The sequence below is a fragment of the Brenneria roseae subsp. americana genome, from assembly GCF_003115815.1.
In the GTDB taxonomy this organism is placed as follows: Bacteria; Pseudomonadota; Gammaproteobacteria; order Enterobacterales; family Enterobacteriaceae; genus Brenneria; species Brenneria roseae.
This window is the reverse complement of record NZ_QDKJ01000008.1, coordinates 42,678-66,451: the sequence shown is the minus strand read 5'-3', so window position 1 is coordinate 66,451 and position 23,774 is coordinate 42,678. Positions and strand designations below refer to the sequence as shown.

General features: G+C 53.1%; 18 protein-coding genes. 15 read left to right on the top strand and 3 right to left on the bottom strand.

Features of this window, described 5'->3' with window-relative positions; translation table 11 throughout:
• Positions 1-197: 197 nt before the first annotated feature.
• Positions 198-1,148 carry a transaldolase gene (tal, locus tag B4923_RS11635; RefSeq protein WP_109054536.1) on the bottom strand — a complete coding sequence of 317 codons (951 nt, stop codon included), beginning with the start codon at positions 1,146-1,148 and terminating at the stop codon, positions 198-200.
• A gap of 387 nt (positions 1,149-1,535) precedes the next feature.
• Between tal and B4923_RS11630 the strand changes: the two genes are divergently transcribed.
• The 8 genes from B4923_RS11630 (at position 1,536) to B4923_RS11595 (ending at position 11,254) form a co-directional block, all read left to right on the top strand.
• On the top strand, positions 1,536-2,498 hold the full coding sequence (locus tag B4923_RS11630; protein ID WP_109054535.1) for a sugar-binding transcriptional regulator: 963 nt from the start codon (positions 1,536-1,538) through the stop codon (positions 2,496-2,498).
• A 324-nt stretch (positions 2,499-2,822) separates the two neighbouring features.
• Entirely contained in the window at positions 2,823-5,102 is a 2,280-nt protein-coding gene (maeB, locus tag B4923_RS11625; RefSeq protein WP_109054534.1) for an NADP-dependent oxaloacetate-decarboxylating malate dehydrogenase, read from the top strand.
• A gap of 222 nt (positions 5,103-5,324) precedes the next feature.
• Positions 5,325-6,227 (top strand): LysR family transcriptional regulator, encoded by a 903-nt coding sequence (locus B4923_RS11620; RefSeq protein ID WP_109054533.1) that lies wholly within the window; start codon positions 5,325-5,327, stop codon positions 6,225-6,227.
• 179 nt (positions 6,228-6,406) lie between these two features.
• Positions 6,407-7,462 carry a 4-oxalomesaconate tautomerase gene (locus tag B4923_RS11615; RefSeq protein ID WP_109054532.1) on the top strand — a complete coding sequence of 352 codons (1,056 nt, stop codon included), beginning with the start codon at positions 6,407-6,409 and terminating at the stop codon, positions 7,460-7,462.
• A 44-nt stretch (positions 7,463-7,506) separates the two neighbouring features.
• A complete protein-coding gene (locus B4923_RS11610) occupies positions 7,507-8,214 on the top strand; it encodes a PIG-L deacetylase family protein (RefSeq protein WP_109054531.1) in 708 nt (235 codons plus the stop codon).
• Positions 8,215-8,246: 32 nt separating this feature from the next.
• The gene (locus B4923_RS11605) at positions 8,247-9,128 is read left to right on the top strand and encodes an amidohydrolase family protein (RefSeq protein WP_109054530.1); all 882 of its coding nucleotides are present in this window, start codon (positions 8,247-8,249) and stop codon (positions 9,126-9,128) included.
• A gap of 100 nt (positions 9,129-9,228) precedes the next feature.
• Positions 9,229-10,530, top strand: a complete 1,302-nt coding sequence (gene dctA, locus B4923_RS11600) for a C4-dicarboxylate transporter DctA (RefSeq protein WP_109054529.1) — start codon at positions 9,229-9,231, stop codon at positions 10,528-10,530.
• A gap of 10 nt (positions 10,531-10,540) precedes the next feature.
• Positions 10,541-11,254, top strand: coding sequence for an RraA family protein (locus B4923_RS11595; RefSeq protein WP_109054528.1), 714 nt, complete (start codon positions 10,541-10,543; stop codon positions 11,252-11,254).
• 32 nt (positions 11,255-11,286) lie between these two features.
• Here B4923_RS11595 and B4923_RS11590 read toward each other — a convergent pair whose 3' ends face one another.
• Positions 11,287-11,742, bottom strand: coding sequence for a YaiI/YqxD family protein (locus B4923_RS11590; RefSeq protein WP_109054527.1), 456 nt, complete (start codon positions 11,740-11,742; stop codon positions 11,287-11,289).
• A gap of 6 nt (positions 11,743-11,748) precedes the next feature.
• Complete coding sequence (hemF, locus tag B4923_RS11585; RefSeq protein ID WP_109054526.1) at positions 11,749-12,684, bottom strand: oxygen-dependent coproporphyrinogen oxidase; 936 nt, start codon at positions 12,682-12,684, stop codon at positions 11,749-11,751.
• Between the two features lie 188 nt (positions 12,685-12,872).
• Between hemF and B4923_RS11580 the strand changes: the two genes are divergently transcribed.
• The 7 genes from B4923_RS11580 (at position 12,873) to B4923_RS11550 (ending at position 23,601) form a co-directional block, all read left to right on the top strand.
• On the top strand, positions 12,873-13,298 hold the full coding sequence (locus B4923_RS11580) for a GNAT family acetyltransferase (protein ID WP_109054525.1): 426 nt from the start codon (positions 12,873-12,875) through the stop codon (positions 13,296-13,298).
• A 356-nt stretch (positions 13,299-13,654) separates the two neighbouring features.
• Complete coding sequence (locus B4923_RS11575) at positions 13,655-14,569, top strand: TonB family protein (RefSeq protein ID WP_245929566.1); 915 nt, start codon at positions 13,655-13,657, stop codon at positions 14,567-14,569.
• Positions 14,570-14,639: 70 nt separating this feature from the next.
• A complete protein-coding gene (locus tag B4923_RS11570; RefSeq protein WP_109054523.1) occupies positions 14,640-17,252 on the top strand; it encodes a TonB-dependent receptor plug domain-containing protein in 2,613 nt (870 codons plus the stop codon).
• A gap of 101 nt (positions 17,253-17,353) precedes the next feature.
• On the top strand, positions 17,354-20,125 hold the full coding sequence (locus B4923_RS11565) for a M16 family metallopeptidase (protein ID WP_109054522.1): 2,772 nt from the start codon (positions 17,354-17,356) through the stop codon (positions 20,123-20,125).
• Positions 20,122-21,789 (top strand): ABC transporter ATP-binding protein/permease, encoded by a 1,668-nt coding sequence (locus tag B4923_RS11560; RefSeq protein WP_109054521.1) that lies wholly within the window; start codon positions 20,122-20,124, stop codon positions 21,787-21,789. The genes B4923_RS11565 and B4923_RS11560 overlap by 4 nt, the downstream gene beginning before the upstream one ends.
• Before the next feature lie 198 nt (positions 21,790-21,987).
• Positions 21,988-22,575 carry an RpoE-regulated lipoprotein gene (locus B4923_RS11555; RefSeq protein WP_109054520.1) on the top strand — a complete coding sequence of 196 codons (588 nt, stop codon included), beginning with the start codon at positions 21,988-21,990 and terminating at the stop codon, positions 22,573-22,575.
• Between the two features lie 126 nt (positions 22,576-22,701).
• A complete protein-coding gene (locus tag B4923_RS11550) occupies positions 22,702-23,601 on the top strand; it encodes a Dyp-type peroxidase (protein WP_109054519.1) in 900 nt (299 codons plus the stop codon).
• Positions 23,602-23,774: the final 173 nt, after the last annotated feature.

The following is a 23,774-nucleotide window of genomic DNA, read 5'->3' as shown; positions in this document are numbered from 1 at the left end:
GCTATGTCATCCTGAAAATCTATTGGGTATAAGCATAGTCGTTAAAAGCGGGATGGGTGAAAAAACGAAATTTTTCAATATGCTGTATCTTCCATAAATTTCAGGAAGCAGAAAGACGATAAATGCATGCCATCCATGCTCAGCGCGCGGATGGCATTGGCAAGTTCTTTACGAGCGGACATGCTTTACTCTGGAGGTTACAGTTTAGCCGCCAGCATCGCTTCCAGCTTCTGCTGGTCAGCGGCGAACAAACGAATGCCTTCAGCCAGTTTATCAACGGCCATCGGGTCCTGATGATGTTCCCAGCGGAATTCCGCTTCGGATAACGGCGACGGTTGATGAAACGCTTCTGTTGAAGGTGTCAGCTGGCGTTCTACGGGAGCGCTGCTGTTTTTCAACTGTTCCAGCAGGGCCGGAGAAATGGTCAGACGATCGCAGCCTGCCAGCGCCAGAATCTGTTCCACTTTGCGGAAACTGGCTCCCATTATCACCGTTGAGTAGCGGTAGCGCTTATAGTAATCATAAATGTTGCGCACCGACTGGACGCCGGGATCGTTCTCGACCTGATAATCACTGGCCGGTTGTTTGGCCTGATACCAGTCATAAATGCGGCCGACAAACGGTGAAATCAGATATACGCCCGCTTCAGCGCAGGCGCGGGCCTGGGCAAAGGAGAACAGCAGCGTCAGGTTACAGTTGATGCCTTCTTGCTCCAGCTCTTTGGCGGCGCGAATACCTTCCCAGGTAGCGGCCAGTTTGATCAGAATGCGTGAGCGGGGAATATCTTTTTCCTGATACAGTCCGATGAGCTTACGGGCTTTTGCCACGCACATTCCACGATCGAACGAGAGTCGGGCGTCCACTTCGGTGGAAATGCGGCCCGGAATGCTTTTCAGCACTTCGGCCCCGATATTCACCGCCAGTCTGTCGCCGGCATTGATGAGTTGGGTTTCTTTGCCGCCGCCTTGTTGGCGGGCGTAGGCGAGGGCGTCATCGAAGAGCGGCTGATACTGGGGCAGGCTGGCGGCTTTCAGGATCAGGGACGGATTGGTGGTGGCGTCCTGCGGCGCAAACTGGCGAATGGAGTCGATATCGCCGCTGTCGGCGACGACGACGGTGAACTGTTTAAGGGCTTCTAATTGGTTCATGGCTGAGCTCCTTGAATAGAAGAGGAAAAGGGGAAGCAAGCGAAATAAAAACCAGTAACGCAGGGCAACACACTGCACCACTCGCGGTCAAAATAACATGCGCTTTCTCTGATTACTGTGATTGTAAAGGGCGGTAAGCAACCAGAAAGCTGTTGCAGGCCGGTTTGTGATCGCTTTCCATATCGTCAGAATCAGCCTGTTGGTCTGGCTCTGTTGCATTATAATTTGTACCATTTACTACGTTATCTCAGTATCACGGTGCCGGGATTGAGCCGGGTTCTCCGGCATGTAACAATCTCTTATCACCACCGGTTTTTATCTGTAGGTACAGCGTCTGTATAAATGGCTTTATGACCGCATAACCTTATTTAAGGAAAATTTTACCAGATGGAAAAGCAACCAGGATTTCAGGAAAACGAACTTCTGACTGAAATTGCCGTCGCTTATTATCAGGACGAAATTACTCAGGAAGAGATCGCAAAGAAGTTTGGTCTTTCACGCATCAAGGTTGGTCGTTTGCTTAAACGGGCAAAGGAGGAAGGGATTGTTGAAATTACCGTGCGTTATCATCCGGTATTCAGTACCCGCCTTGAACAGCAAATGCTGGAGCGGTTTCCGATAAAACGCGCCTTGATCGCCCTGGATTATCAGGATGAAGAAGAACAGCGGCGACAGGTTGCTGCGCTGGTTTCCGGCCATCTGGCGCTGACCCTCAAGGATGACACGGTAGTGGCTGTCGGACAGGGGCGCAACGTCGCGGCGGTAGCCGATCACGTCAGTAATGTGGTTGAGCGTAACTGCCGCTTTATCTGCGGCATCGGAGGGACGCATCGCCCCGGCGATGCGATTAACGCCGACCATATTAGCCGCCGTCTGGCGAAGAAGTTCGGCGGCAGCAGCGAAACGCTTTATGCTCCCGCCTATGTCGAGAATCGGGCGCTGAAAGACGCGTTTATGCAGAATGGCACCATCAAGGAAACGCTGGATCGGGCGCGCAAAGCGGATATCGCGCTGGTGGGCATTGGTGATATGAATGAAAACAGCTATATGGTGAAGCTGGGTTGGTTCACTCCGCATGAGATTATCGATGCGAGCCTCAATCAGGGCGTCATTGGCGATATCGCCGGGTATGATTTCTTTAATGCGCAGGGACAGCACGTTGATACGGTCATGAACGATCGGGTGATCGGCGTCAGTATTGAAGAACTGCACAAAATTCCTTGTGTGATCGCCATTGCTGCCGAAAATACCAAGGCGCTGGCAATCCTCGGCGCGTTGCGCACCGGTGCGATTGATATTATCGCCACCAGCGCGGGTAATATCCGCACCATTCTGAATATGACGCAGTAGCCCTTTCCCGCAGCGTGATGTTTTATCCGACCTGATTTTTGCTGTCTCAACAAAAGTCAGGTTGTGCATCAGTGCGTAATAATGTTGACCCAGCAACGCTGACGATCGGCGCGATCCGCCTGCGCGCATCGTTATGCGCGTAACGATAGCGTCTTAATAATGATACATCTGTCGAACAAAAAACCATCAAATAAAATAACTATATTAATCGGTATTCACTTCCGGTTTTTGCCGTCCTTCATAGTTTAACAATTTGCAAACACTATACTGGGTATTCCTGACCCTATATGCATGTCACAACAAAAACCGATAAAGGATTAAAAAATGGATGAACAACTAAAGCAAAGCGCGCTTGATTTTCACCAGTATCCGGTTCCCGGGAAAATTCAGGTTTCGCCCACCAAACCGTTAGCGACCCAGCGCGATCTGGCGCTGGCTTATTCTCCCGGTGTGGCGGCTCCATGTCTGGAAATTGCTGAAGATCCGCTGGCTGCTTACAAATACACCGCGCGAGGCAATCTGGTCGCGGTGATTTCTAATGGGACCGCTGTTCTCGGCCTCGGCAATATCGGCGCACTGGCTGGCAAGCCGGTGATGGAAGGCAAAGGCGTCCTGTTTAAAAAATTCTCCGGTATTGACGTATTCGATATTGAGGTGGATGAGCTGGATCCAGACAAACTGATCGATGTCATTGCTGCACTTGAGCCAACCTTTGGCGGTATTAACCTGGAAGATATTAAAGCGCCGGAATGTTTCTACATTGAGAAAAAATTGCGCGAGCGCATGAAGATCCCGGTATTCCATGACGATCAACACGGCACCGCCATCATCTGTACCGCGGCGGTGCTTAACGGACTGCGGGTGGTTGAGAAGAATATCGCCGATGTTCGTCTGGTGGTCTCGGGGGCGGGAGCGGCGTCGATCGCCTGTCTGAACCTGCTGGTGGCGCTGGGTATGAAGCCACACAACATCGTGGTTTGTGATTCTCGCGGTGTGATTTACAAAGGCCGTGAAGAAAATATGGCGGAAACCAAAGCCGCTTATGCCATTGACGATAACGGTGCGCGCAAGCTGGCGGACGTGATCCCCGATGCGGATATCTTCCTCGGCTGCTCCGGTCCCGGCGTATTGACGCAGGATATGGTGAAAACCATGGCGCCGCGGCCGTTGATTCTGGCGCTGGCGAACCCGGAACCGGAAATCCTGCCGCCGCTGGTCAAAGAAGTTCGCCCGGACGCGATTATTTGTACCGGCCGTTCCGACTATCCGAACCAGGTGAACAACGTGCTGTGCTTTCCGTTTATCTTCCGTGGCGCATTGGATGTCGGCGCGACCACCATTAACGAGGAGATGAAACTGGCCTGCGTTCACGCGATCGCCAATCTGGCGCTGGCGGAGCAAAGCGAAGTGGTGGCGTCCGCCTATGGCGATCAGGAACTGTCGTTTGGCCCGGAATATCTGATTCCGAAACCGTTCGATCCGCGCCTGATCATCAAGATTGCTCCGGCGGTTGCGAAAGCGGCGATGGAATCTGGCGTCGCGACGCGTCCGATTGAGAATTTCGATGTCTATATCGAAAAACTGACGCAGTTTGTCTACAAAACCAATCTGTTCATGAAGCCGATATTTTCTCAGGCGCGTCAGCAGCCGAAACGCGTCGTGTTCGCCGAAGGTGAGGATGCGCGCGTGCTGCATGCGACGCAGGAACTGGTCACGCTGGGGCTGGCGTTCCCGATTCTGATTGGCCGTCCGAGCGTCATCGAGATGCGTTTACAAAAACTGGGCTTGCAACTGACCGTCGGTAAAGACTTCGAGGTGGTCAACAATGAATCCGATCCGCGCTTCAAGGAATACTGGAGCGAGTATTTCGAGATCGTGAAACGCCGCGGGGTGTCGCAGGAACAGGCGCAGCGTGCGGTGATCGGTAATCCGACGTTGATCGGTTCTATCATGGTGTTGCGGGGTGAAGCCGATGCATTGATTTGCGGCACCATTGGGACGTATGAAGAGCATTTCGACGTGGTGGAAAAAGTCTTCGGCTATCGCGAAGGCGTCCATGTTGCCGGCGCCATGAATGCATTGATGTTGCCGAGCGGCAATACCTTTATCGCCGATACCTATGTCAACGCAGATCCAACGCCGGAACAACTGGCGGAAATCACCCTGATGGCGGCGGAAACCGTGCGTCGTTTCGGTATCGAGCCTAAAGTGGCGTTGCTGTCCCACTCCAGTTTTGGTACGTCTGATTCGCCGACGGCGCAGAAAATGCGGGCCACGCTGGCGCTGGTCAATAAACTGGCGCCGGAACTGCAAATCGATGGTGAAATGCACGGTGATTCCGCGCTGGTTGAAGCGATCCGACGTGAGCAAATGCCTGACAGTCCGCTGAAAGGCTCGGCCAATATTCTGATCATGCCCAACATGGAGTCGGCGCGTATCAGCTATAACCTGCTGCGAGTCTCTTCTTCCGAGGGGGTAACGGTTGGGCCGGTGCTGATGGGGGTTGCCAAACCGGTACACATTCTGACGCCGATCGCGTCGGTACGCCGTATCGTCAATATGGTGGCGCTGGCGGTGGTGGAAGCGCAAACACAACCGCTGTAAGCGTGATGACAGCGTCTGGCGCCGTTCGCGGCATCAGGCCGGGTTTTTCTCTGAATGGCCGCAGGTAAAATCTGACTTCGGCCATTTTTTTTGCCCCTTTCATCCCGGAAAGTATTTATCGGGTATTGTGAAGCGGGTTGGTGAAGACATTCACAGAATGTGGGAGGAAAAGCAGTATCGGCGAGCCCGTTAAGGGAAAATGTCGCGTTGGGGGGATGTCGTATGGATCTGAAAAAGCTTCATTGTTTTATCCGGGTCGCTGAATCAGGCAGTTTTACTCAGGCCGCGCTGATTCTGGATCAGTCGCAATCGCTGGTTAGCCGGCAGGTACGGCAGCTGGAAGTGGAACTACAGCAGACGTTATTGCAGCGTAATGGTCGCGGGGTGACGTTGACCGCGGCGGGTCGCCGTCTGCTGGATCATGGTAAAGGTATTTTGCGGCAGGTTGAGGTGGCGGAACAGGCGCTGAAAAATATCGACGGTATTCACAAAGGTAAAGTCAATGTGGGTATGACGCCCACGCTGGGGAAATTACTGACCGTCGATCTGGTCACCGCTTTTTTTGCCGAATATCCGGATAGCTCACTATCCATTGCGGAGAATCTGACTTATTGGATACAGAAAAGATTAATATTGGGTGAGCTGGATATTGCATTATTATATAACCCTGCACCCAGCGCATACCTTAATTATCAGCTTTTATGGACAGAGAAGTTATGTCTGATCGTGCCCTCCGATTTTTCTGACAATACCGTTAATTCCATTGCTTTGCATGAAATTATTAATTACCCGCTGATTATGCCGGGGGGCAGACACATGATTCGGCATCTGGTCGAAATCGAATGTACCCGGCATGGCATTGTTCCTAATGTGGTGATTGAAATTGATGCGATTCCCTCTCTGCTGTTGCTGGTGAAGAAAGGGTTCGGCTATGCCATTTTACCGGCGAACGCCCTGAATGGGGTGGGGCAGGTGGATGGATTAAAGGCGCTTCCCATTGAGCCGGCATTAATGAACCGGGTTGTCCTGGCAACGTCATCACAGCGAACGCTGACGCCGCTGGCTAAAAAGACCATCGAAATATTACAAAGCGGTATAATTTCCATGGGGTACAACCTTAATTAATACTCTACTCCTCGCTGTTGTGATATTCATCACAATTAAATCCCGTTATGCAAAACATGCAAATCAGCTAGTACCGACATCCTCTTCTTATTATTTATGGCTTTGCTAGTTTAGCGATTAATCAATAAACGCGAACGGAATGACATTATTATCCAGGCTGAATAAACGAAGAGGTTGGTATGAAAAAAATACCCTGCTGGTTTATGCGTGGCGGGACGTCAAAAGGACCATTTTTTCGTAAAGAGGATTTACCGGACGATATCGCCGAACGCGATCGTATTCTTTTATCCGTCATGGGATCGCCCGATCCCCGACAGATTGACGGCATCGGCGGCGCGGATTCGCTGACCAGTAAAATCGGGATTATTTCGCTTTCCCATGATGACAACGCCGATATCGATTTTCTTTTTGGACAGGTTCTGATTAACGAAGCGCGTGTCGATACCACCCCGAACTGCGGCAATATGCTGGCGGCGGCGGGACCGGCCGCGCTGGAGTCGGGACTGATTCACGCCGACGCCGATCGGACACGTCTGCGGATCCGTACGCTGAATACCGGCATGATTGCCGAAGTGACGTTGAAAACCCCCGGCGGTAAGCCCTGCTATAGCGGCGAGGCCCGTATTGATGGGGTTCCCGGTACGGCCGCTCCCGTATTACTGAATTTCCTCGACACGGCGGGATCGGTTTGCGGCTCACTGTTTCCGACAGGAAATCGCAGCGATCTTATTGCCGGTGTCCGCGTGACCTGTATCGATAACGGCATGCCTGTGCTGATGGTCGCCGCCCAAGATATGGGGATTTCCGGATATGAAACCAAAGAACAGCTGAACGGCGATAAAGCGCTGGCGGCGCGAATTGAAGCGCTGCGCCTGGCCGCCGGGCCATTAATGAACATTGAAAATGTGGCCGGTAAAACGGTGCCTAAAATTTGCCTGGTTGCTCCCCCGAAATCGGGCGGCACGCTCTGTACCCGTACTTTCATCCCCCATACCTGTCACGCTGCGATTGGCGTGCTGGGGGCGGTTACGGTGGCCACTGCCGCCGCGTTGCCGGGAACGGCGGCCAGTGAGTTGGCTCAAACCGTCGCCGGTAGCGAAAAACAGATGGTGATTGAACATCCAACCGGTGAACTGAGCGTTTATTTAACGCTGAATGAACAGGGGGACGTCGTGCAGGCGGCGCTGATGCGAACCGCGCGTCTGCTGATGCAAGGCGAGGTCTTTTATTCATAGCGAGATGGCGTAAGACGGCCATTTATCTGATTTCAGGAGAAGATATGAACCAACAACGTAAAACGGCATTGGTAATCAGTGCGCATTCAGCCGATTTTGTCTGGCGCTCGGGCGGCGCGATAGCGCTCTATGCGAAACGTGGCTGGGACATTCATATTGTTTGCCTCTCTTTTGGCGAACGGGGTGAATCCGCCAAACTGTGGCGTCAGCCCGGCATGGATATGGCGACCGTGAAACAGGCCCGCGAACAGGAGGCGCGACAGGCGGCGGAGATCCTGGGGGCGGGGAATATTCGCTTTCTGGATGTGGGCGATTACCCCATGCGGGTCAACGATGCCGTGCTGTTTGAGCTGGCGGCGTTATACCGTGAAATACGGCCGGAATTTGTCCTCTCGCACTCATTAAAAGATCCTTATAACTTCGACCATCCGCTCGCCACGCATATTGCGCAGGAAGCCAGAATTATCGCGCAGGCGCACGGTCACCAGCCGGATACGCCGGTATTTTTATTTGAGCCGCATCAGCCGGAACAGTGCGAGTGGAAACCCCAGGTACTGCTTGATATCAGCGATGTCTGGGAAATCAAGCGTCAGGCGTTTGAAAGCATGTCTGCACAGGAGCATCTGTGGGAATACTACACCCGCGTTGCTCTACAGCGCGGCGTACAGGCATCACGCAATTCCAACCTGAAAATTAAATATGCGGAAGGCTATCAGCGCATCTTCCCGCAGGTAGCGAACGAACTGGCATAACTAACAACAATAATCAGCGCGAGGAACATCTTATGAAAACCTGTAAAGCTCCCGATCCGCATCCGGTCAAACCTAAAGCGGCGCTCCCCATCGGCGCCTGTGATGCGCACTGCCATGTATTCGGACCGGGCCATACCTTTCCCTACGGCGCCAACCGAAAATATACGCCGGAAGATGCGCCGTTTGAAAAGCTGATGGAACTGCATAACTGGCTGGGCATCACCCGCGCCGTGATTGTGCAGGCCAGCTGTCATGGCACCGATAACCGCGCCATGCTGGACGCCATTGCCCGCAGCCAGGGGCGTTATCTTGGCGTGGCGATGATCGACGGATCTGAAAGCGATGAAGAGCTGGAACGTTTGGATCAGGGCGGCGTGCGCGGGATCCGTTTTAATTTCGTTCAGCATCTGGGCGGGGCGCCGGAATTACCGCGTTTCTTCTCTATTTTGGATCGGGTTGAATCTTTTGGCTGGCATGTCGTGTTGCATCTGGACGCGCAGGATATCCTGACCTACGACGCGGTGCTACAGAAGATCCGCCTGCCGTTCATTATCGACCACATGGGGCGGGTGAAAACGGAACGCGGCCTGGAGCAAGAGGCGTTTACCCAGTTACGCGGGCTGCTGGCGGATAATCCGCTGGCCTGGGTAAAGGTCAGCGGTTCGGAGCGTATTTCCGCCGGCAAGCGCCCCTTTAATGATGCGATCCCGTTCGCACAGGCGCTGATTGATACCGCGCCAGACCGGGTATTGTGGGGAACCGACTGGCCGCATCCCAATATCAGCAACGATATGCCGAATGATGGCGAACTGGTCGATCTGATGCTCGATTTTTGTCCTGATACGGCATTGCGGCAGAAATTGCTGGTTGATAATCCCGCGCGTCTCTACGGGTTTCCGGAAATACACGAATAAAGCGAAATGAAGGGATTCGTTATTCGGTCAATACCTTCGGCACTGTCTGAATCGGAATCGCTATCAGACAGCGCCGGATAACGATACTGGGCTGATAAAAATGAAAAAAAAACCATTTTATAAAGAGCTTTATTTCCAGGTGATTGTCGGCATTGTGATTGGCGTATCTTTAGGTTATTTCTTTCCCGATCTGGCTGTCAAAATGAAACCGCTGGGGGATGGATTTATCAAGCTGATCGCCATGATCATCGGCCCCATTATTTTCTGTACGGTAGTGGTCGGTATAGCCGGCATGCGCGACATGAAAGAACTGGGGCGAGTGGGCGGAAAGGCGTTAATTTATTTCACGGTGATTTCCATCGTCGCATTAATCGTTGGTCTGATTGGCGGGCACATTATTCAGCCAGGTCTGGGATTTAATGTTAACCCCTCAACGTTGGATACGTCGGCATTAGCCAAATATACGGAAAGTGCGAAAGACGTTAATCTGGTTGATTTTGCGATGAGCATTATCCCCTCAACCTTTGTTAATGCATTTTCTTCCGGCAATGTACTGGCTATCCTGCTGGTTTCTATTCTGTTTGGTTATTCCCTGTCGGCCATCGGGGAAAAAGGGAAAGTCGTTTTCACCTTCGTTGAAGGCGCATCACGAGTGTTCTTTCACAATGTTCACCTTATTTCAAAACTTTCCTCCATCGGCGCCTTTGGCGCGATAGCCTATACCATTGGCGCTTATGGCCTGTCGTCGCTGATCCCTCTGATAAAAATGGTGCTGGGGTTCTATGTCTTATTAATTACCTTCGTGCTGGCGGTCTACGGTTTTATTGCCTGGTTCTACCGTTTTAGTCTGCTGGCCTATTTACGTTATATCAAAGAAGAATTGCTGATTATTCTCGGCACCGGATCGTCTTCCGTTGTATTACCGCACCTGATGGAAAAACTGGAACGGATGGGCTGTCCTAAATCGGTTGTCGCGCTGGTCGTACCGGCCGGTTATTCCTTTAATCTCAACGGCACCAATATTTATATGACGATGGCGATTCTGTTTATTGCGCAGGCGACCAATACGGAACTGACATTAACCAGCCAGATCATTCTGATTCTGGTGGCCATGCTGACATCAAAAGGCGCGGCCGGCATCACCGGCGCCGCGTTTGTCATGCTGACCAGTACGCTCATCGTACTGCCGGTGGTTCCCGTCGCGGGGATGGTGCTGATTTTAGGCATTCACCGGTTTGTCGGTACCGGACTGGCGATTGTGAATCTCATCGGCAATGGTATCGCCGCCATTATTGTATCGGTATGGGACGGCGTGCTGGACAGAGAAATGATGCAGAAGACGTTTCAGGCGGAACGGACTGGTTCGTCAAACCAGCATTCCCGGCTCATCAAAGAAGAATGAGGTAACGATAATGAGTATTGGATTCAGGGTGTTTACGCGGCGTGACTTACCTGCCCGGGAACTGGTTGAACAATTCAGAACCATTCCGGTGGCGAATATCGCGGATTGCATGGGGCGGCTCAGCGCCATGCAGAGCCGGATCCGTCTGCTGTCCGCGCCGCTGCGCGACAACATGGTCGGGGTGGCGCTGACGGTAAAGGCCAGACCCGGCGATAACCTGATGGTGCACAAGGCGCTGAATATGTTATCCGCCGGCGATGTGCTGGTGGTATCAAATGACGGCGCGGAAAATCAATCGCTGATGGGGGAAATCATGATTACCTACGCCGGGCTGCAACAGGCGGCGGGTATCGTGCTGGATGGCCCGGTGCGTGATTTGTACAGCATTCAGAACATGACGCTGCCGGTTTATGGCACGGGCAGCACCCCGGGCGGGCCGTTTAAATCGGGACCGGGGGAGGTCAATGTCCCGATCGCCTGCGGCGGTATTATGGTGAATCCAGGCGATATTATCGTCGGCGACGGAGATGGCGTGATTGCTATCGCCTCTGCTGACGCCGCGTCTTTACTGGAGGAAGCGCGGAAGTATCAAATCCGCGACAGCCAAAAACTGGCGGCTACCCAGGCCGGGCAGGCCGAGCGTTCATGGGTCGATCGTGAATTGACGGATCAGCGCTGTGAAATAATAGACGGCACCTATCATCGCGCCACTTATATCGGCTGAACGTCAGGAGTCAGCCGGGGCGGAGGCAAGATTTATGGCTTCCCCCTGAGCTGATGCAACCATTTATCCAGCTCGTTGGCGAACTGCTGCCGATCGCGCTGGCTCAACGTCGCCGGGCCGCCGGTTTGTATCCCGCTGGCCCGCATCGTATCCATGAAATCCCGCATGTTAAGCCGCTCACGGATGGTATCGGGCGTATAGCGTTCGCCGCGGGGATTTAACGCGATGCCCCCTTTTTCGATCACTTCGGCTGCCAGCGGGATATCGCTGGTTACGACTAAATCGCCTGGACCAACGCGGCGGACAATTTCGTTATCGGCGACATCGAACCCGGCTGAAACGCGCAGCGTGCGGATAAAACGCGACGGCGGCACTTTCAGCGACTGATTGGCCACCAGCGTGGTCTGCGTTTCCGTACGCTCCGCCGCGCGGTACAGCACGTCTTTGATGACATTGGGACAGGCGTCGGCATCAACCCAAATCTGCATAGTGTGTTACTCCATTTCGGCGACATTGTCGTCATCATTGCCCAGCCAGTCTCTGACGGGGAGGAAATCCCGGTACAGTGCGGCTTCTGGGCTATCGGGCTGAGGGTGATACTGATATTCCCAGCGCGCCAGCGGCGGCATGGACATTAAAATCGATTCGGTACGCCCGCCGCTTTGCAGGCCAAACAGCGTACCGCGATCCCACACCAGATTAAACTCGACATAGCGTCCGCGGCGATAAAGCTGGAATTCGCGCTCCCGTTCTCCCCACGGTAGCGCTTTGCGGCGTTCGACAATCGGCAGATAAGCATCCGGAAATCCTTCGCCAACCGCACGGGTAAAGGCAAAAGCGGTATCAAAATCAGGGGCGTTCAGATCGTCAAAGAACAGCCCGCCAATGCCGCGCGCCTCATTTCGATGTTTCAGGAAAAAATAGTCGTCACACCACGTTTTATAGCGCGGATAGACATCGGCGCCAAAAGGACGACACAGATCGCGCGCGGTTTTGTGCCAGTGCACCGCGTCTTCTTTAAAGCCATAAAACGGCGTCAGATCAAAGCCGCCGCCAAACCACCATACGGGCTCCTCACCCGGTTTTTCCGCGATGAAAAAACGTACGTTGGCATGACTGGTGGGAACATAGGGATTCTGCGGGTGAATGACCAGTGATACGCCCATCGCCTGATAGCTGCGGCCGGCCAGCTCCGGGCGGTGGGCGCTGGCGGATGGCGGAAGCGAACGGCCGGTGACATGGGAGAAATTAACCCCGGCCTGCTCGAAGACATCGCCGCCGGATAGCACCCGGGTGCGTCCGCCGCCGCCTTCGGCCCGCTGCCAGATATCCTCAGCAAAATCGGTTGTGCCATCTGCGGCGGCGAGCTGCTGGCAGATATCATTCTGCAAATTAAGCAGAAATTGTTTTACAGCACTGATGGTTGACATGCGCACATCCTTTTATCTGGTCCGAAGTCGACAACAAATGCGGCCAGTATAACGATTATTGATGCGCGATAAAGACGGTCGCGGCGCCAGCGCGTGATGGCCTCCGCCTGTGAACCGCAATTTGAGATTGCGTCTGACAAAAATCACGCGATAATCAGAACAGACCTAATTACAAAGTGGCTAACGTGATGGAAATCCGCATATTCAGGCAAGATGACTTTGAAGAAGTGATCACCCTTTGGGAACGCTGTGATTTGTTGCGTCCGTGGAACGATCCTGAAATGGATATTGAACGTAAGCTGAATCATGATCCGGATCTGTTTCTGGTCGCGGAAGTAAGTGGCGAAGTGGTGGGGTCAGTGATGGGCGGATACGATGGGCATCGTGGCGCCGCGTACTATCTTGGCGTACATCCGGATTATCGCGGCCGCGGTATTGCCAACGCCTTGATCAGTCGACTGGAGAAAAAACTCATTGCCCGCGGTTGCCCCAAGATCCATATGATGGTGCGTGAAGATAATGACGCGGTTATCGGCATGTACGAAAAGCTTGATTACGAAATCGTTGACAGCGTAACGCTGGGAAAACGCCTGATTGAGGATCAGGAGTATTAAGCTAACCTCATATTCGTAGCCCACACATTTCCCTCAGCCTGGCGCCCTCCTGAAAGAAAGCCGGATGCGCCGCCGATAGCGCATCTCTTTTCATCCATAACTAATTCATATTGCTACTTTCTGTTTTTGTGATCGTTTATATATTTTATTTATTTTACAAATAGCTTTTATTTGTAAAATAATTCTCATTTGTATTATTATTCGCGAATGTAATTTGTACAGCCTTAATCTCGCTATCCCGCCATATGTCGGGCAACGCCGTGTGAGCGGGAATAACGCAAGCATTTTTATCGCCTGGAAGATTGTGACCAACGCTGTAACCCAGGGAATTGTTGTTAAAAAGACGGAGCTGGATCGTGCGTAGTGACAATCTTCATGTATCGGGGACGCAGGTGGCCTCCTTTACTCATCCATATCTGACTACAGGGCCGTTGGGATACCGGTCTGGCTGGCGTTCCGTGACGTTTTTTACGTTATCGCTTCTTGCTCACGCGGTTTTAGTGATGCTCTTTCTCTGGCGCTATTCTCCACAGGAAAATATGGAGAAAATGGCGGGCAGCGAAGGTGGAAGCATGCAAGTCATGATGATGTCATCCGCTATCGCTTTACCGGAACCGTCTGCCGAGCTTTCAGAACAACCCGTCCCCGTCGTACAGGCCAGCATACCCGAACCCTCAGTGACCTTACCCAGCCAGCCAACCGCGGTCATTAAACTGCCTGTCGCCGAACCCAAGCCTGTCACTGCCGCGGTCGAAAAAAAGCCGCTGGCGCGCGAGAAAAAACCGCCTGAAAAGACACGTCAGGAAACGCGCGTTTCCCAACAATCGCAGGTAAAACCGGTCGAAAAACAGCCCCCTTCTCAAGTCGCCGCGCGTGAGGTCAGTGATACCCCTTCGCTTAATTCGTCATCGACTTCCGCCATGTCCTCCGGCGCCGTGACCGCGAAGACGGGAGAAAGCGACAGCGGTCAGGCGAAACAGGGCGCGGGCAGTGCGAATACCCAAAGGTTGAAGGCGCTGCATCGCCGTGTGAACTACCCCGCCCGGGCGAAAGCCATGGGCGTTGAGGGTAAAGTTCGCGTCAAATTCGATATCACTGGCAGCGGTACGGTGACCAATATCCGGGTTCTGTCGGAAAACCCTGATGGTGTCTTTGGCGATGACGTGATGAAAGACATGGCGCGTTGGCGTTATCAAACGCAGACGTCTGTTGAAAATCAGGTCGTTTCCATTGTTTTCAAACTGGATGGTCGTATTCAGTTCGATAATTAGCATTAAACGCGTTAATTAAAACAATAAGTTTATTTTTCAAATAATAAAGTTCACTGGGGATTTTGAATAAATGGATAAAAACGTCTATTTAGTGATGCTGGTGGCATTATTAACCGGGCCGGCGCTCGCACAGCAGAATGATACGTCAACCAATAACAATCAGCAGAAAACGGATGTTGAAACAGAGGATGATTCTCTGGATGACGCATCCCAGGATGAGGGTGAAGACACGATTTTAGTCCGTTCCACGCCGACCAGTCAGTCGATGGGGACGCAGATTATCAATGCCGAGCAAATCAGTAAGTTGCCGACTGGCAATGGATCGATTACGGAACTGCTGAAAAACAATCCCAACGTGCAGTTTTCCAAAGTGGCGGAAAACAGCAATACGCCGGGGGAAATCGCACCGGAGAATGTGTCGTTTCACGGCGAGAAGTTTTACCAGAACAATTACATGATCGATGGTCTGTCAAACAATAATAATCTGAATCCCGGCGCCAGCGGCGGGAGTTATGAGGAGACGGGGTTGCCTAAAAATCCCGATGGTTATAACCCGTGGGATTTACCGGCTGGCGGCGCGCAATCCTTTTGGATTAATTCCGAACTGATTGAACAACTGGAGGTATTTGACAGTAATGTCTCTGCCAAATATGGCGATTTCACCGGCGGGGTGGTGGACGCCAAGCTGAAAGATCCGGATCTTAGTAAGGCGTCAGGAAGAATTTCTTATCGCACCACGCGTGATAGCTGGACGCGTTATCATGTTGACGCGGACAATCGGGAAAATTTTGAATCAGCAACCCAGGTTTATTACCAACCGCAGTTCAAGAAGCAGTTTTACACGGCCACCTTTAACCAACCATTGAGCGATAAGGCGGGCTTTATTTTTGCCTATAACCGCCAGCAGTCAGATATCCCGTACTATCACACCTGGCTGGATCAGTGGACGGATCAGGAAAGAATTGCCGAAACCTACCTGTTGAAAGGCACTTACCTGACCGACAACGGCGATACCGTGCGCCTGACCGGCATGTACGCGCCGCATGAGTCCAAATATTACAAGCAAAATGTGAAAGACGGTTCCTATACCAATACCGGGGGTGGTTATCGCTTCAATATTGAATGGGAGCATAACGCCAACTGGGGGAAAATGACCAGTCTGGCGGGATATCAGCATGAGCAGAACAAGATTGAGCATGAATCCGATGTGTTCATGAATTGGGTTTACTACAGTCCGACGTTAGGTTTTACCTCTGATGCGCTTGACTGGCAAACGACGGCTAACGCTTCCCAGATCGGCGGGTATGGCACCTATGCCACGGAAAAAAACACCACCACGCTGAAACAGGATTACGAACTGAATCCGCTGGCCCTGTGGGGCACGCAGCATCAGCTGGATTTCGGCTGGCAGATGGATTTCTATAACGCGCAATATCGCCGCTTCAGCGATGTTTATGTCGGCCAGGTGTCTGCCAATGCAAGATATGTCAATGCCGGCGTTGTTTGTCAGGCGGGTGATGCCATGTGTATTGATGGTGAACAGTTCGCTTACTTCCGCACGGTATATCCGGCTCGTTCTGTTAAAGGCGATTATACCAACTATGCCGCGTATCTTCAGGACAGCATCACGTTTGGACGTCTGGAGGTGACGCCGGGCGTGCGCCTGTCTTATGACGATTATCTGGAAAACCTGAATATCGCGCCGCGTCTGGCCGCCTCTTATGATGTGTTTGGCGATCGTTCCACTCGCGTGTTCGGCGGTGCCAACCGTTATTATGCGCAGAATATGCTGGCTTATAAGCTACGGTCGGGCATCAACGAGCGCTACACTCAAACGCGAACCAGCGCCAGCGGCGACTGGAGCGCGCCAGTTACGCCCAACGTGGCGACCTATGATGTTTCAGGTCTGAATACGCCATTTAGCGATGAACTGAGTCTGGGACTGTCGCAGCGTGTGATGGATACCATCTGGACGGTAAAATGGGTGCATCGTAAAGGCCGTGAGCAGTTCGGCCAGGAAAGTTATCGTGATGCCAATAATAAATGGCACTATTACCTGAGCAACAGCGCCAGCACCGAAGGCAATACCTTCTCTCTGACGGTTGAGCCGATCAGTCCGTATAAGTTCCAGTGGGCGGAAGTGAAGTGGGCGCTGGGCGCCAATATCATGAAGAACAAATCCAGCTCTCAGATGGTCTATGATGACAATAATCAGGATGATGTCTGGGTTATCTTTAACGAGAAGTTGATGCAGAGACGCGATATGGATCCTCTGAACTTCAACACGCCGTGGAAGGCGTTCCTGAATGTGGATACCTATTTTCCCGCTGCGCGTCTGACCTGGGGGCAGCGGCTGAGCTATACCTCCGGCTATAAAGGATATCTCAACTCTGGCTATATCACTTGCCCGGGGGCCGATGCCTTGTGCGGTGATTATTCGGGTGAGCCCATCAGACCGACCATATATGCCGGAGTGCAGTATAGCGATTTCTTCTCCTATGACTGGCGTTTCGCCTACTCGCAACCGGTCTATAAAAACCAGACGGTAGATATTACGCTGGATGTGCTGAACGTGTTTGATAACGTAGTGGAAGCCTCTCAGACCTTCGCAAATTCCAATACCAGTGTTATCTCCTACAAGCCCGGCCGCCAGTTCTGGCTGGGGGTCGCCTACACCTGGTAAAACCCCATAACCGCTACGCCGAGTGTCCGGCGTAGCGGGATAAGGCTTTTTTGCATGTCAGGACAGCCTCAGCGTGAAAATAAGAAAAATGAAAGGTCGTTATGAATTGGAAGACATTTTATCGGCTGGCGATAACCATCAGTTTGTTAATCGCCAGCGCTATCAGCCAGGCTGAAGAAATAAAGAGTCCGTTACCGATAATAAAAGAAGGCGTATTGGCGAATGGATTTAAATATACGCTGGTGCCGCTGGAAGGGCAGAAAAAACGGGTAGATATCCGTCTGAGCGTCGAAGTGGGTTCGGTTGATGAGCAGGATAATGAGTCTGGCGTGGCGCATATGGTGGAACATATGGTTTTCCGCGCCAGCGAGGCTTTCCCACAGGGCGTGAGCACCGCCCTGCATCAGCAGGGGTGGGTGAGGGCGCAGCACTATAACGCCATGACCAACTATGAGCGGACGACGTACATGATGAGTCCGCCGGCGGGCGGTCGCGATCTCGCGTTTACGTTGCAGGCGCTGAACCAAATGGTCGGCCACGCCAGCCTGCTACCGCGCGATCTGGACGATGAGCGTAAAATCATTCTCGAAGAGTGGCGTGGCAAACTGGGCGTGGCGGAGCGGATGAACCAGCAGCGAGTACAGGCTATTCGCCACGGCTCCCGTTACCCTTCCCGCCCGGTGATGGGGTCGGAGCAATCGATTAAAGAAACGCCGGCCAGCGTGTTGCAGACGTTTTATCAACGCTGGTATCGCCCGGCGAATATGCGTCTGTTGCTGATTGGCGATGTGCGGATAGAAGAAGCGGAGCGCGAGATTAAGCGCGTTTTTTCGGCTTTGCCGAACGTTGCCGTCCCGCAGCGGGACTATTATGAGCCGCGTTTACAACCACAGTTGAACGTGATGCGGTTGCAGGATAGCCAGAGCGGCAGCAGCCAGGTGTCATTCGTCTATCGCTTTGAGGGTAACGACGCGAACGTTCAGTCAAACCTTCGTCATCGCCTGCTTAATCAGATTACGCTTTCTGCCTTGACTCGCCAGGTGCGCCGACAGAAAGCGGCGTTGCCGCCGGAAGTCGGTAGTCTGGTGGTGCGTAAATCGGATATTGGCAAAACCACGGTTGCTCTGGGATTTTTCGCGGATGTTATGCCGGGGGGGCATGATGTCGCGCTGTCCGTGCTGTTGCAGGAGCTGGAAAGAGTAAAACGTTATCCGCTGCGTGAACGCGACATTATTGACATCAAATCTGAGATACGTGAAGCCGCTCAGCAGATGGTCAGCAAACCTGAGAAGCGTTATTTTGCTGATTGGGTGCAACAGCTGGCGACGGTCTGGCTGCAAGGACGCCCGTATGTCGGAAGCCGACAGAGAGCTCAGGAAGTGATGGCTATTTTGGCTTCCATTACGCCGCAAGACGTCAATAAACACCTGCAAAACTGGCTGTCTGCAACCGATACGCTGGTCCAGTTCAGCGTACCGGGCGTCACGCCCTTCACATTGCCTCAGCCCGATGCTATCCGGGCACAGCAACAACAGTGGGCGATGGCGGCGCTGACGCCGCCGCGCGTTCCGGAGGCGAAAGTTATTCCTGAATTGCCTTCCGTAACGCAAAGCGGGAAACGTACGGCGGTAAAAATCGTTGCTGAACAAAACGTGGAACAATGGCAGCTCAGTAACGGCGATCGCGTGGTATGGCTGCGTACGCCAGAGGCTGACAAAAAGATCTATCTGACCGCGATTAGTCAGGCAGGATACATGGCAGGTTCGCTGAATCCATGGCAATCACAGTTGGCAAGCCAGCTGGTTTCCCAAAGTGGTCCGGCTGACTGGCGTGCAGAAGATCTGAAAAACTGGAAACAGGAAAAATCACTGTCGCTGAGTATCAATCAGGAAGCGGATCGGTTAACGATGAGCGGTCAGGCGTCGGTCGAGCAGTTGGCCGATCTGCTGGGGCTGTATCGTGCGCTGAATGTTTCCCCGGGGATTGATCCTGATGTGATGAAAGAGAGCATGATGCGGCTGGTGCGCCAGCGGATAAACAGCGAACAATCGGTGATGGATATGCGTTCGCGCGAGATAGCCATGCTGCGTTTTGGTCCTCCCGCCTGGCAGGAGCCGGAAATTACCCAGTTAAAGCAGCTCACGGCCTCCACGCTGATGGCGCAGTGGCATAAGGCTTCAGCCGCACCCGTGACTTATTATCTGCTGGCCGATATGGACGGCGAACAACTGTTACCGCAGGTTGAACGTTATCTGGCGTCGATTCCGCGCCGTCCGATCGGAGAGATCCGATCTCATCTGGCGCGGGAAGGCAGACGCGAGGTTTTGTCACCGATCAGCATTGAGCCCCGCGCCGACATTCGTACCTGGAGCTTCACGCCTTATACCTGGACGCCGCAGGCGGCGGTTCAGGTGAGTATCGCCCGTAATCTGGCGGATAAATATCTCAAAGCCAGCCTGCGTGACGACGCACTCGGCATTTATCGCATGCGATTGGACAGCGGGCTGGAGGACAGCAGGCAGCGCATTGAAACCGAAGTCAGTTTCACCAGTGCGCCTGAGCGGGCGCAGGAACTATGGAAACTGGCGGAGCGGGTGTTCGCGGAACTGCCGGCGAAGATTACCCGGGAAGATGTGGATGAGCAAAAGCAGCAGTTTATCCGCGCTGAACAAGGGCGTCGGCACGATCTTCCGACAATACAGCGTCGTCTGATCCTGAGCTATCGCCACTATGACGATCCGCGTTATTTGACCGATGTCGCCCAACTGGCGGACAGCATTACGCTGGAAGGCGTGCGCGCCATGTCGACACGGTTGTTCAACCCGCAGAATAGCGTTCTGTATATCTCATTGCCACGCGAGGCGCAGGAATGAAAAAAATTATGGCGCAGCTTGGCGATCTCTGCCGCCCTTTCTGGTGGGGCGCGGGAAGCTGGAAGGCATGGCTGTTATTGCTGGTAGCGGTATCGATGGGCGGGATGATCGTCTATCTCAATGTGCTCATTAATGAATGGAGCAAAGCGTTTTACGATGCGCTGGGGGCATTCAACAGCGGCCTGCTGTTTTCTCTGATGAAAGATTATGGCGTTTACATCCTGATTTATATCGCGGTGTTCGTCTATCAGGAATGGTTCACCAAGCTGCTGATTATTCGCTGGCGCAGCGTATTAACCGAGGAGTTGGTCAATAGCTGGATGGCGAAGCGGGCGTTCTATCGCATGTCGCTGAACGGCAAAATCGATAACCCGGATCAGCGTATCGCCGAGGATATCAATCTGTTTGTGGATAAAGTGGTCAGCCTGTCGGTTTCGTTTTTGATCGTGGCGGCGCAGCTTTCGTCTTTCCTGTTTATTCTGTGGGAACTCTCGGGCGTTCAGCGTTTTACCCTGTTCGGGCAGGAGTGGGTGATCAAAGGCTATCTGGTCTGGGTGGTGATACTTTACACGCTGTTTGGCAGCGTGATGACCCATGTTATTGGTAAGAAACTGCACGGCATCAATTATGAAAAGCAGCGTGCCGAAGCGGATTTCCGCGCCGCGCTGCTGCGCAAGCATGATAACGCCGAACAAATCGCGCTGTATGGCGGCGAGCAACAGGAGAAAATGCACCTCAAACGCCATTTCTCCTTTATCGTGTCCAACTGGCGGCGTTTTATGAACGCCGAACGTAACCTGGGCTTTTTCACCACCGGCTATATGCGCGTCAGCCAGATTGTGCCGGTGTTTGCCGCGCTGCCGGCGTTTCTCAGTAAAACGGTGACGCTGGGCGGGTTGATGCAGATCCGCGGCGCGTTTAATCAGGTACATATCGCGCTGAGCTGGTTTATCCGCATGTATCTTGAGATGGTGACGCTGTCCGCCAGTATGGAGCGTCTCAGCCAGTTCAAACAGGAGATTCGGCGTTGTCAGTCCGAAGCAGGAGACGTCCCGGTTGGTGGACGGCTACAGGTGGATAAACTCTCTTTTGCGACGCCGCAGGGAACCCCGTTGCTTCAGGACGTGGTGTTTAGCTGTGAAGCGGGGAGCTGGAGCAAACTTTCCGGGCATAGCGGATTAGGAAAATCGACGCTGCTGCGCACCCTGAACGGACTCTGGCCTTATTACGACGGTCAGTGGCAGGCGCTTGAAGGACGCAGTTTACTGTTGCCTCAGCAAAGCTATCTGGGCCATGGCTCGCTGGCGGAAATCCTGTGCTATCCGCAGCCCGCGCTGACTGATAGCGAATATCTGAGTCAGATACTGGATAAAGTCGGATTGAGCGTCTGGCGCGACAAGCTGAGCGAGCAACGGAACTGGGATCGGATTTTTTCCGGCGGCGAGCGGCAGCGTCTGGCGTTTGCCCGCGCGCTGATCGCCAAACCGGAAACGCTGTATCTGGATGAAGCCACCAGCAACCTTGACCATGCGTCGGCGAGGAAGCTGCTGCTGTTGATCAAACAGGAATTGCCGATGTGTACGGTGGTCGCGGTCACGCATCAGAATGAGCTGGATGATATGTTCCCTCACCAATATGACCTGACGGCTTTTCAACACGCCTGATAGAGTTCATTTTGTCCGTTGGTTTCCCCGATCTCCGGGAAACCAACGGGCGAGTAGGTTTCTCGTCGCATTGTCCCTATAATCCTCACCGTGACTATCCTGTTTTTTACGGCACTTTCCGTCAACCTTATACTCAAACACCTCATCAGGTGATGACGGTTAAAGACCGACGCCGTTCAATATTGAGGAGTAAATGTAATGAGACTTCGCCCCCTGTTATTGGGTTTACCGCTATTACTGACCGGGTGCAGTACGCTGGCCAATTTTTCCTGGTCCAGTTTGTCGCCGTTTAACTGGTTCGGCAGCACATTGCAGGTGTCGGATGCGGGAGTCGGCGGCATTAATGCGGGAACGCCGTTGTCCGAAGCGGCTTTGCAAAAAGCACTGAATGGCGGTTATCAGCTTCGCAGCGGTATGGGCACGTCCGATGGTCAACTGGTGGCGTTTTATCAGGCGCTGGACGGCAAGGACGTGAAGCTGGTCATCAGCGGCAAGCCCCGGAGTAGCGTCCAGAAAGTCGAGGTAATGGATAGCGCTATCAACAGCGCGTGGGGCGTTAAACTCGGGGATACCTTTGCCTCGTCTTACAGCAAGGCATTTGGTTCATGTCAGCTGGGGCAGGGCGATGACGCGCAAAGCGTCGAGTGCGTCGCGCCGCAAAGTAAACATGTCAGCTACCTGTTTTCAGGCGAATGGAGCGGGCCGGAAGGGTTGATGCCGTCCGACGATATTCTCCAGGGGTGGCGGGTGAGCAAGATCGTCTGGCATGCGCAGGCACGAGACTAATTTTGTTTTCACGCAAAGTAAAAATCAGGCATCTTCCGGTATGATAGCGGCATTGCGTCGGCATCCGACGTCGCAACTGTATTAAAAATAACAACAAAAGAAGAATCTGACATTGAGGGAGCAGAAATGACACCAATTCAAAGCGGTATTTTGCTGGAGCATCGCCGTTTTGCCATTTTTATGGAAGCCATGGTCCAGGGGGAATTTGATGCCATCCGGCAGGGATGCAAAAAGTTTTGTCAGACACTGTCGGACTTGCAGCGGCAGTTTCCTGATGCCGGACTGGGCGCGGTTCTGGCGTTTGGCAATGATATCTGGCGCGATCTGGATTGCCAAAACAGCGCGGCGGAGCTCAAGTCCTTCACGCCATTGGGTAAAGGTCTGGCGCCGGCAACCCAGCGCGATCTGCTGATCCATATTCAGTCACTGCGGCATGATGTCAATTTCAGCCTGGCGCAGGCCGCGCTGGCGGCATTTGGCAATGCCATTCATGTCGAAGAAGAAACGCATGGCTTTCGTTGGGTAGACGATCGTGACCTGAGCGGTTTTGTCGATGGTACGGAGAATCCGCAGGGTGAAGATCGCCAAACGGTGGCGATTATCCCCGATGATCAACCCGACGCCGGCGGCAGCTATGTCTTTGTCCAACGCTGGGAGCATAACCTGAAGCAGTTACAGCGCCTTAGCGTTGAACAGCAGGAACGGATAATTGGCCGGACCAAGCAGGATAATGAAGAGCTTGATGCTGAACAGCGCCCTGTCACCTCGCATCTCAGCCGCGTTGATTTGAAAGAAGATGGAAAAGGGCTGAAGATCCTGCGTCAGAGCCTGCCTTACGGTACGGCAAGCGGTAAACATGGGTTGTACTTCATCGCCTATTGTGCGCGCTTGCACAATATCGAGCAGCAATTGCTCAGCATGTTTGGTGAGCGGGACGGCAAGCGCGACGACATGCTGCGCTTTACCCGCGCCGTGAGCGGCAGCTATTTCTTTGCGCCTTCTTTGACTCGTCTGCTGACGCTGTAATCCCTCCTGTTTTTGCAGCGGTCCCGTCATATGACGGGACCGCCTGTCTTACCGCTCTCTTCCTTTCCGCCGATCTGTACAAATCCGTCAGAAGTAGTCCGAATGATGAATAACGGGGTATGATAACCAGGGCATTTAAGGGGCGGTGGATATCTGATAAGCGTCGAACATGA

Coding starts and splice junctions, on each gene's coding strand:
- tal (WP_109054536.1), bottom strand. CDS start 1,148: ATGAACCAATTAGAAGCCCTTAAACAGTTCACCGTCGTCGTCGCCGAC.
- B4923_RS11630 (WP_109054535.1), top strand. CDS start 1,536: ATGGAAAAGCAACCAGGATTTCAGGAAAACGAACTTCTGACTGAAATT.
- maeB (WP_109054534.1), top strand. CDS start 2,823: ATGGATGAACAACTAAAGCAAAGCGCGCTTGATTTTCACCAGTATCCG.
- B4923_RS11620 (WP_109054533.1), top strand. CDS start 5,325: ATGGATCTGAAAAAGCTTCATTGTTTTATCCGGGTCGCTGAATCAGGC.
- B4923_RS11615 (WP_109054532.1), top strand. CDS start 6,407: ATGAAAAAAATACCCTGCTGGTTTATGCGTGGCGGGACGTCAAAAGGA.
- B4923_RS11610 (WP_109054531.1), top strand. CDS start 7,507: ATGAACCAACAACGTAAAACGGCATTGGTAATCAGTGCGCATTCAGCC.
- B4923_RS11605 (WP_109054530.1), top strand. CDS start 8,247: ATGAAAACCTGTAAAGCTCCCGATCCGCATCCGGTCAAACCTAAAGCG.
- dctA (WP_109054529.1), top strand. CDS start 9,229: ATGAAAAAAAAACCATTTTATAAAGAGCTTTATTTCCAGGTGATTGTC.
- B4923_RS11595 (WP_109054528.1), top strand. CDS start 10,541: ATGAGTATTGGATTCAGGGTGTTTACGCGGCGTGACTTACCTGCCCGG.
- B4923_RS11590 (WP_109054527.1), bottom strand. CDS start 11,742: ATGCAGATTTGGGTTGATGCCGACGCCTGTCCCAATGTCATCAAAGAC.
- hemF (WP_109054526.1), bottom strand. CDS start 12,684: ATGTCAACCATCAGTGCTGTAAAACAATTTCTGCTTAATTTGCAGAAT.
- B4923_RS11580 (WP_109054525.1), top strand. CDS start 12,873: ATGGAAATCCGCATATTCAGGCAAGATGACTTTGAAGAAGTGATCACC.
- B4923_RS11570 (WP_109054523.1), top strand. CDS start 14,640: ATGGATAAAAACGTCTATTTAGTGATGCTGGTGGCATTATTAACCGGG.
- B4923_RS11565 (WP_109054522.1), top strand. CDS start 17,354: ATGAATTGGAAGACATTTTATCGGCTGGCGATAACCATCAGTTTGTTA.
- B4923_RS11560 (WP_109054521.1), top strand. CDS start 20,122: ATGAAAAAAATTATGGCGCAGCTTGGCGATCTCTGCCGCCCTTTCTGG.
- B4923_RS11555 (WP_109054520.1), top strand. CDS start 21,988: ATGAGACTTCGCCCCCTGTTATTGGGTTTACCGCTATTACTGACCGGG.
- B4923_RS11550 (WP_109054519.1), top strand. CDS start 22,702: ATGACACCAATTCAAAGCGGTATTTTGCTGGAGCATCGCCGTTTTGCC.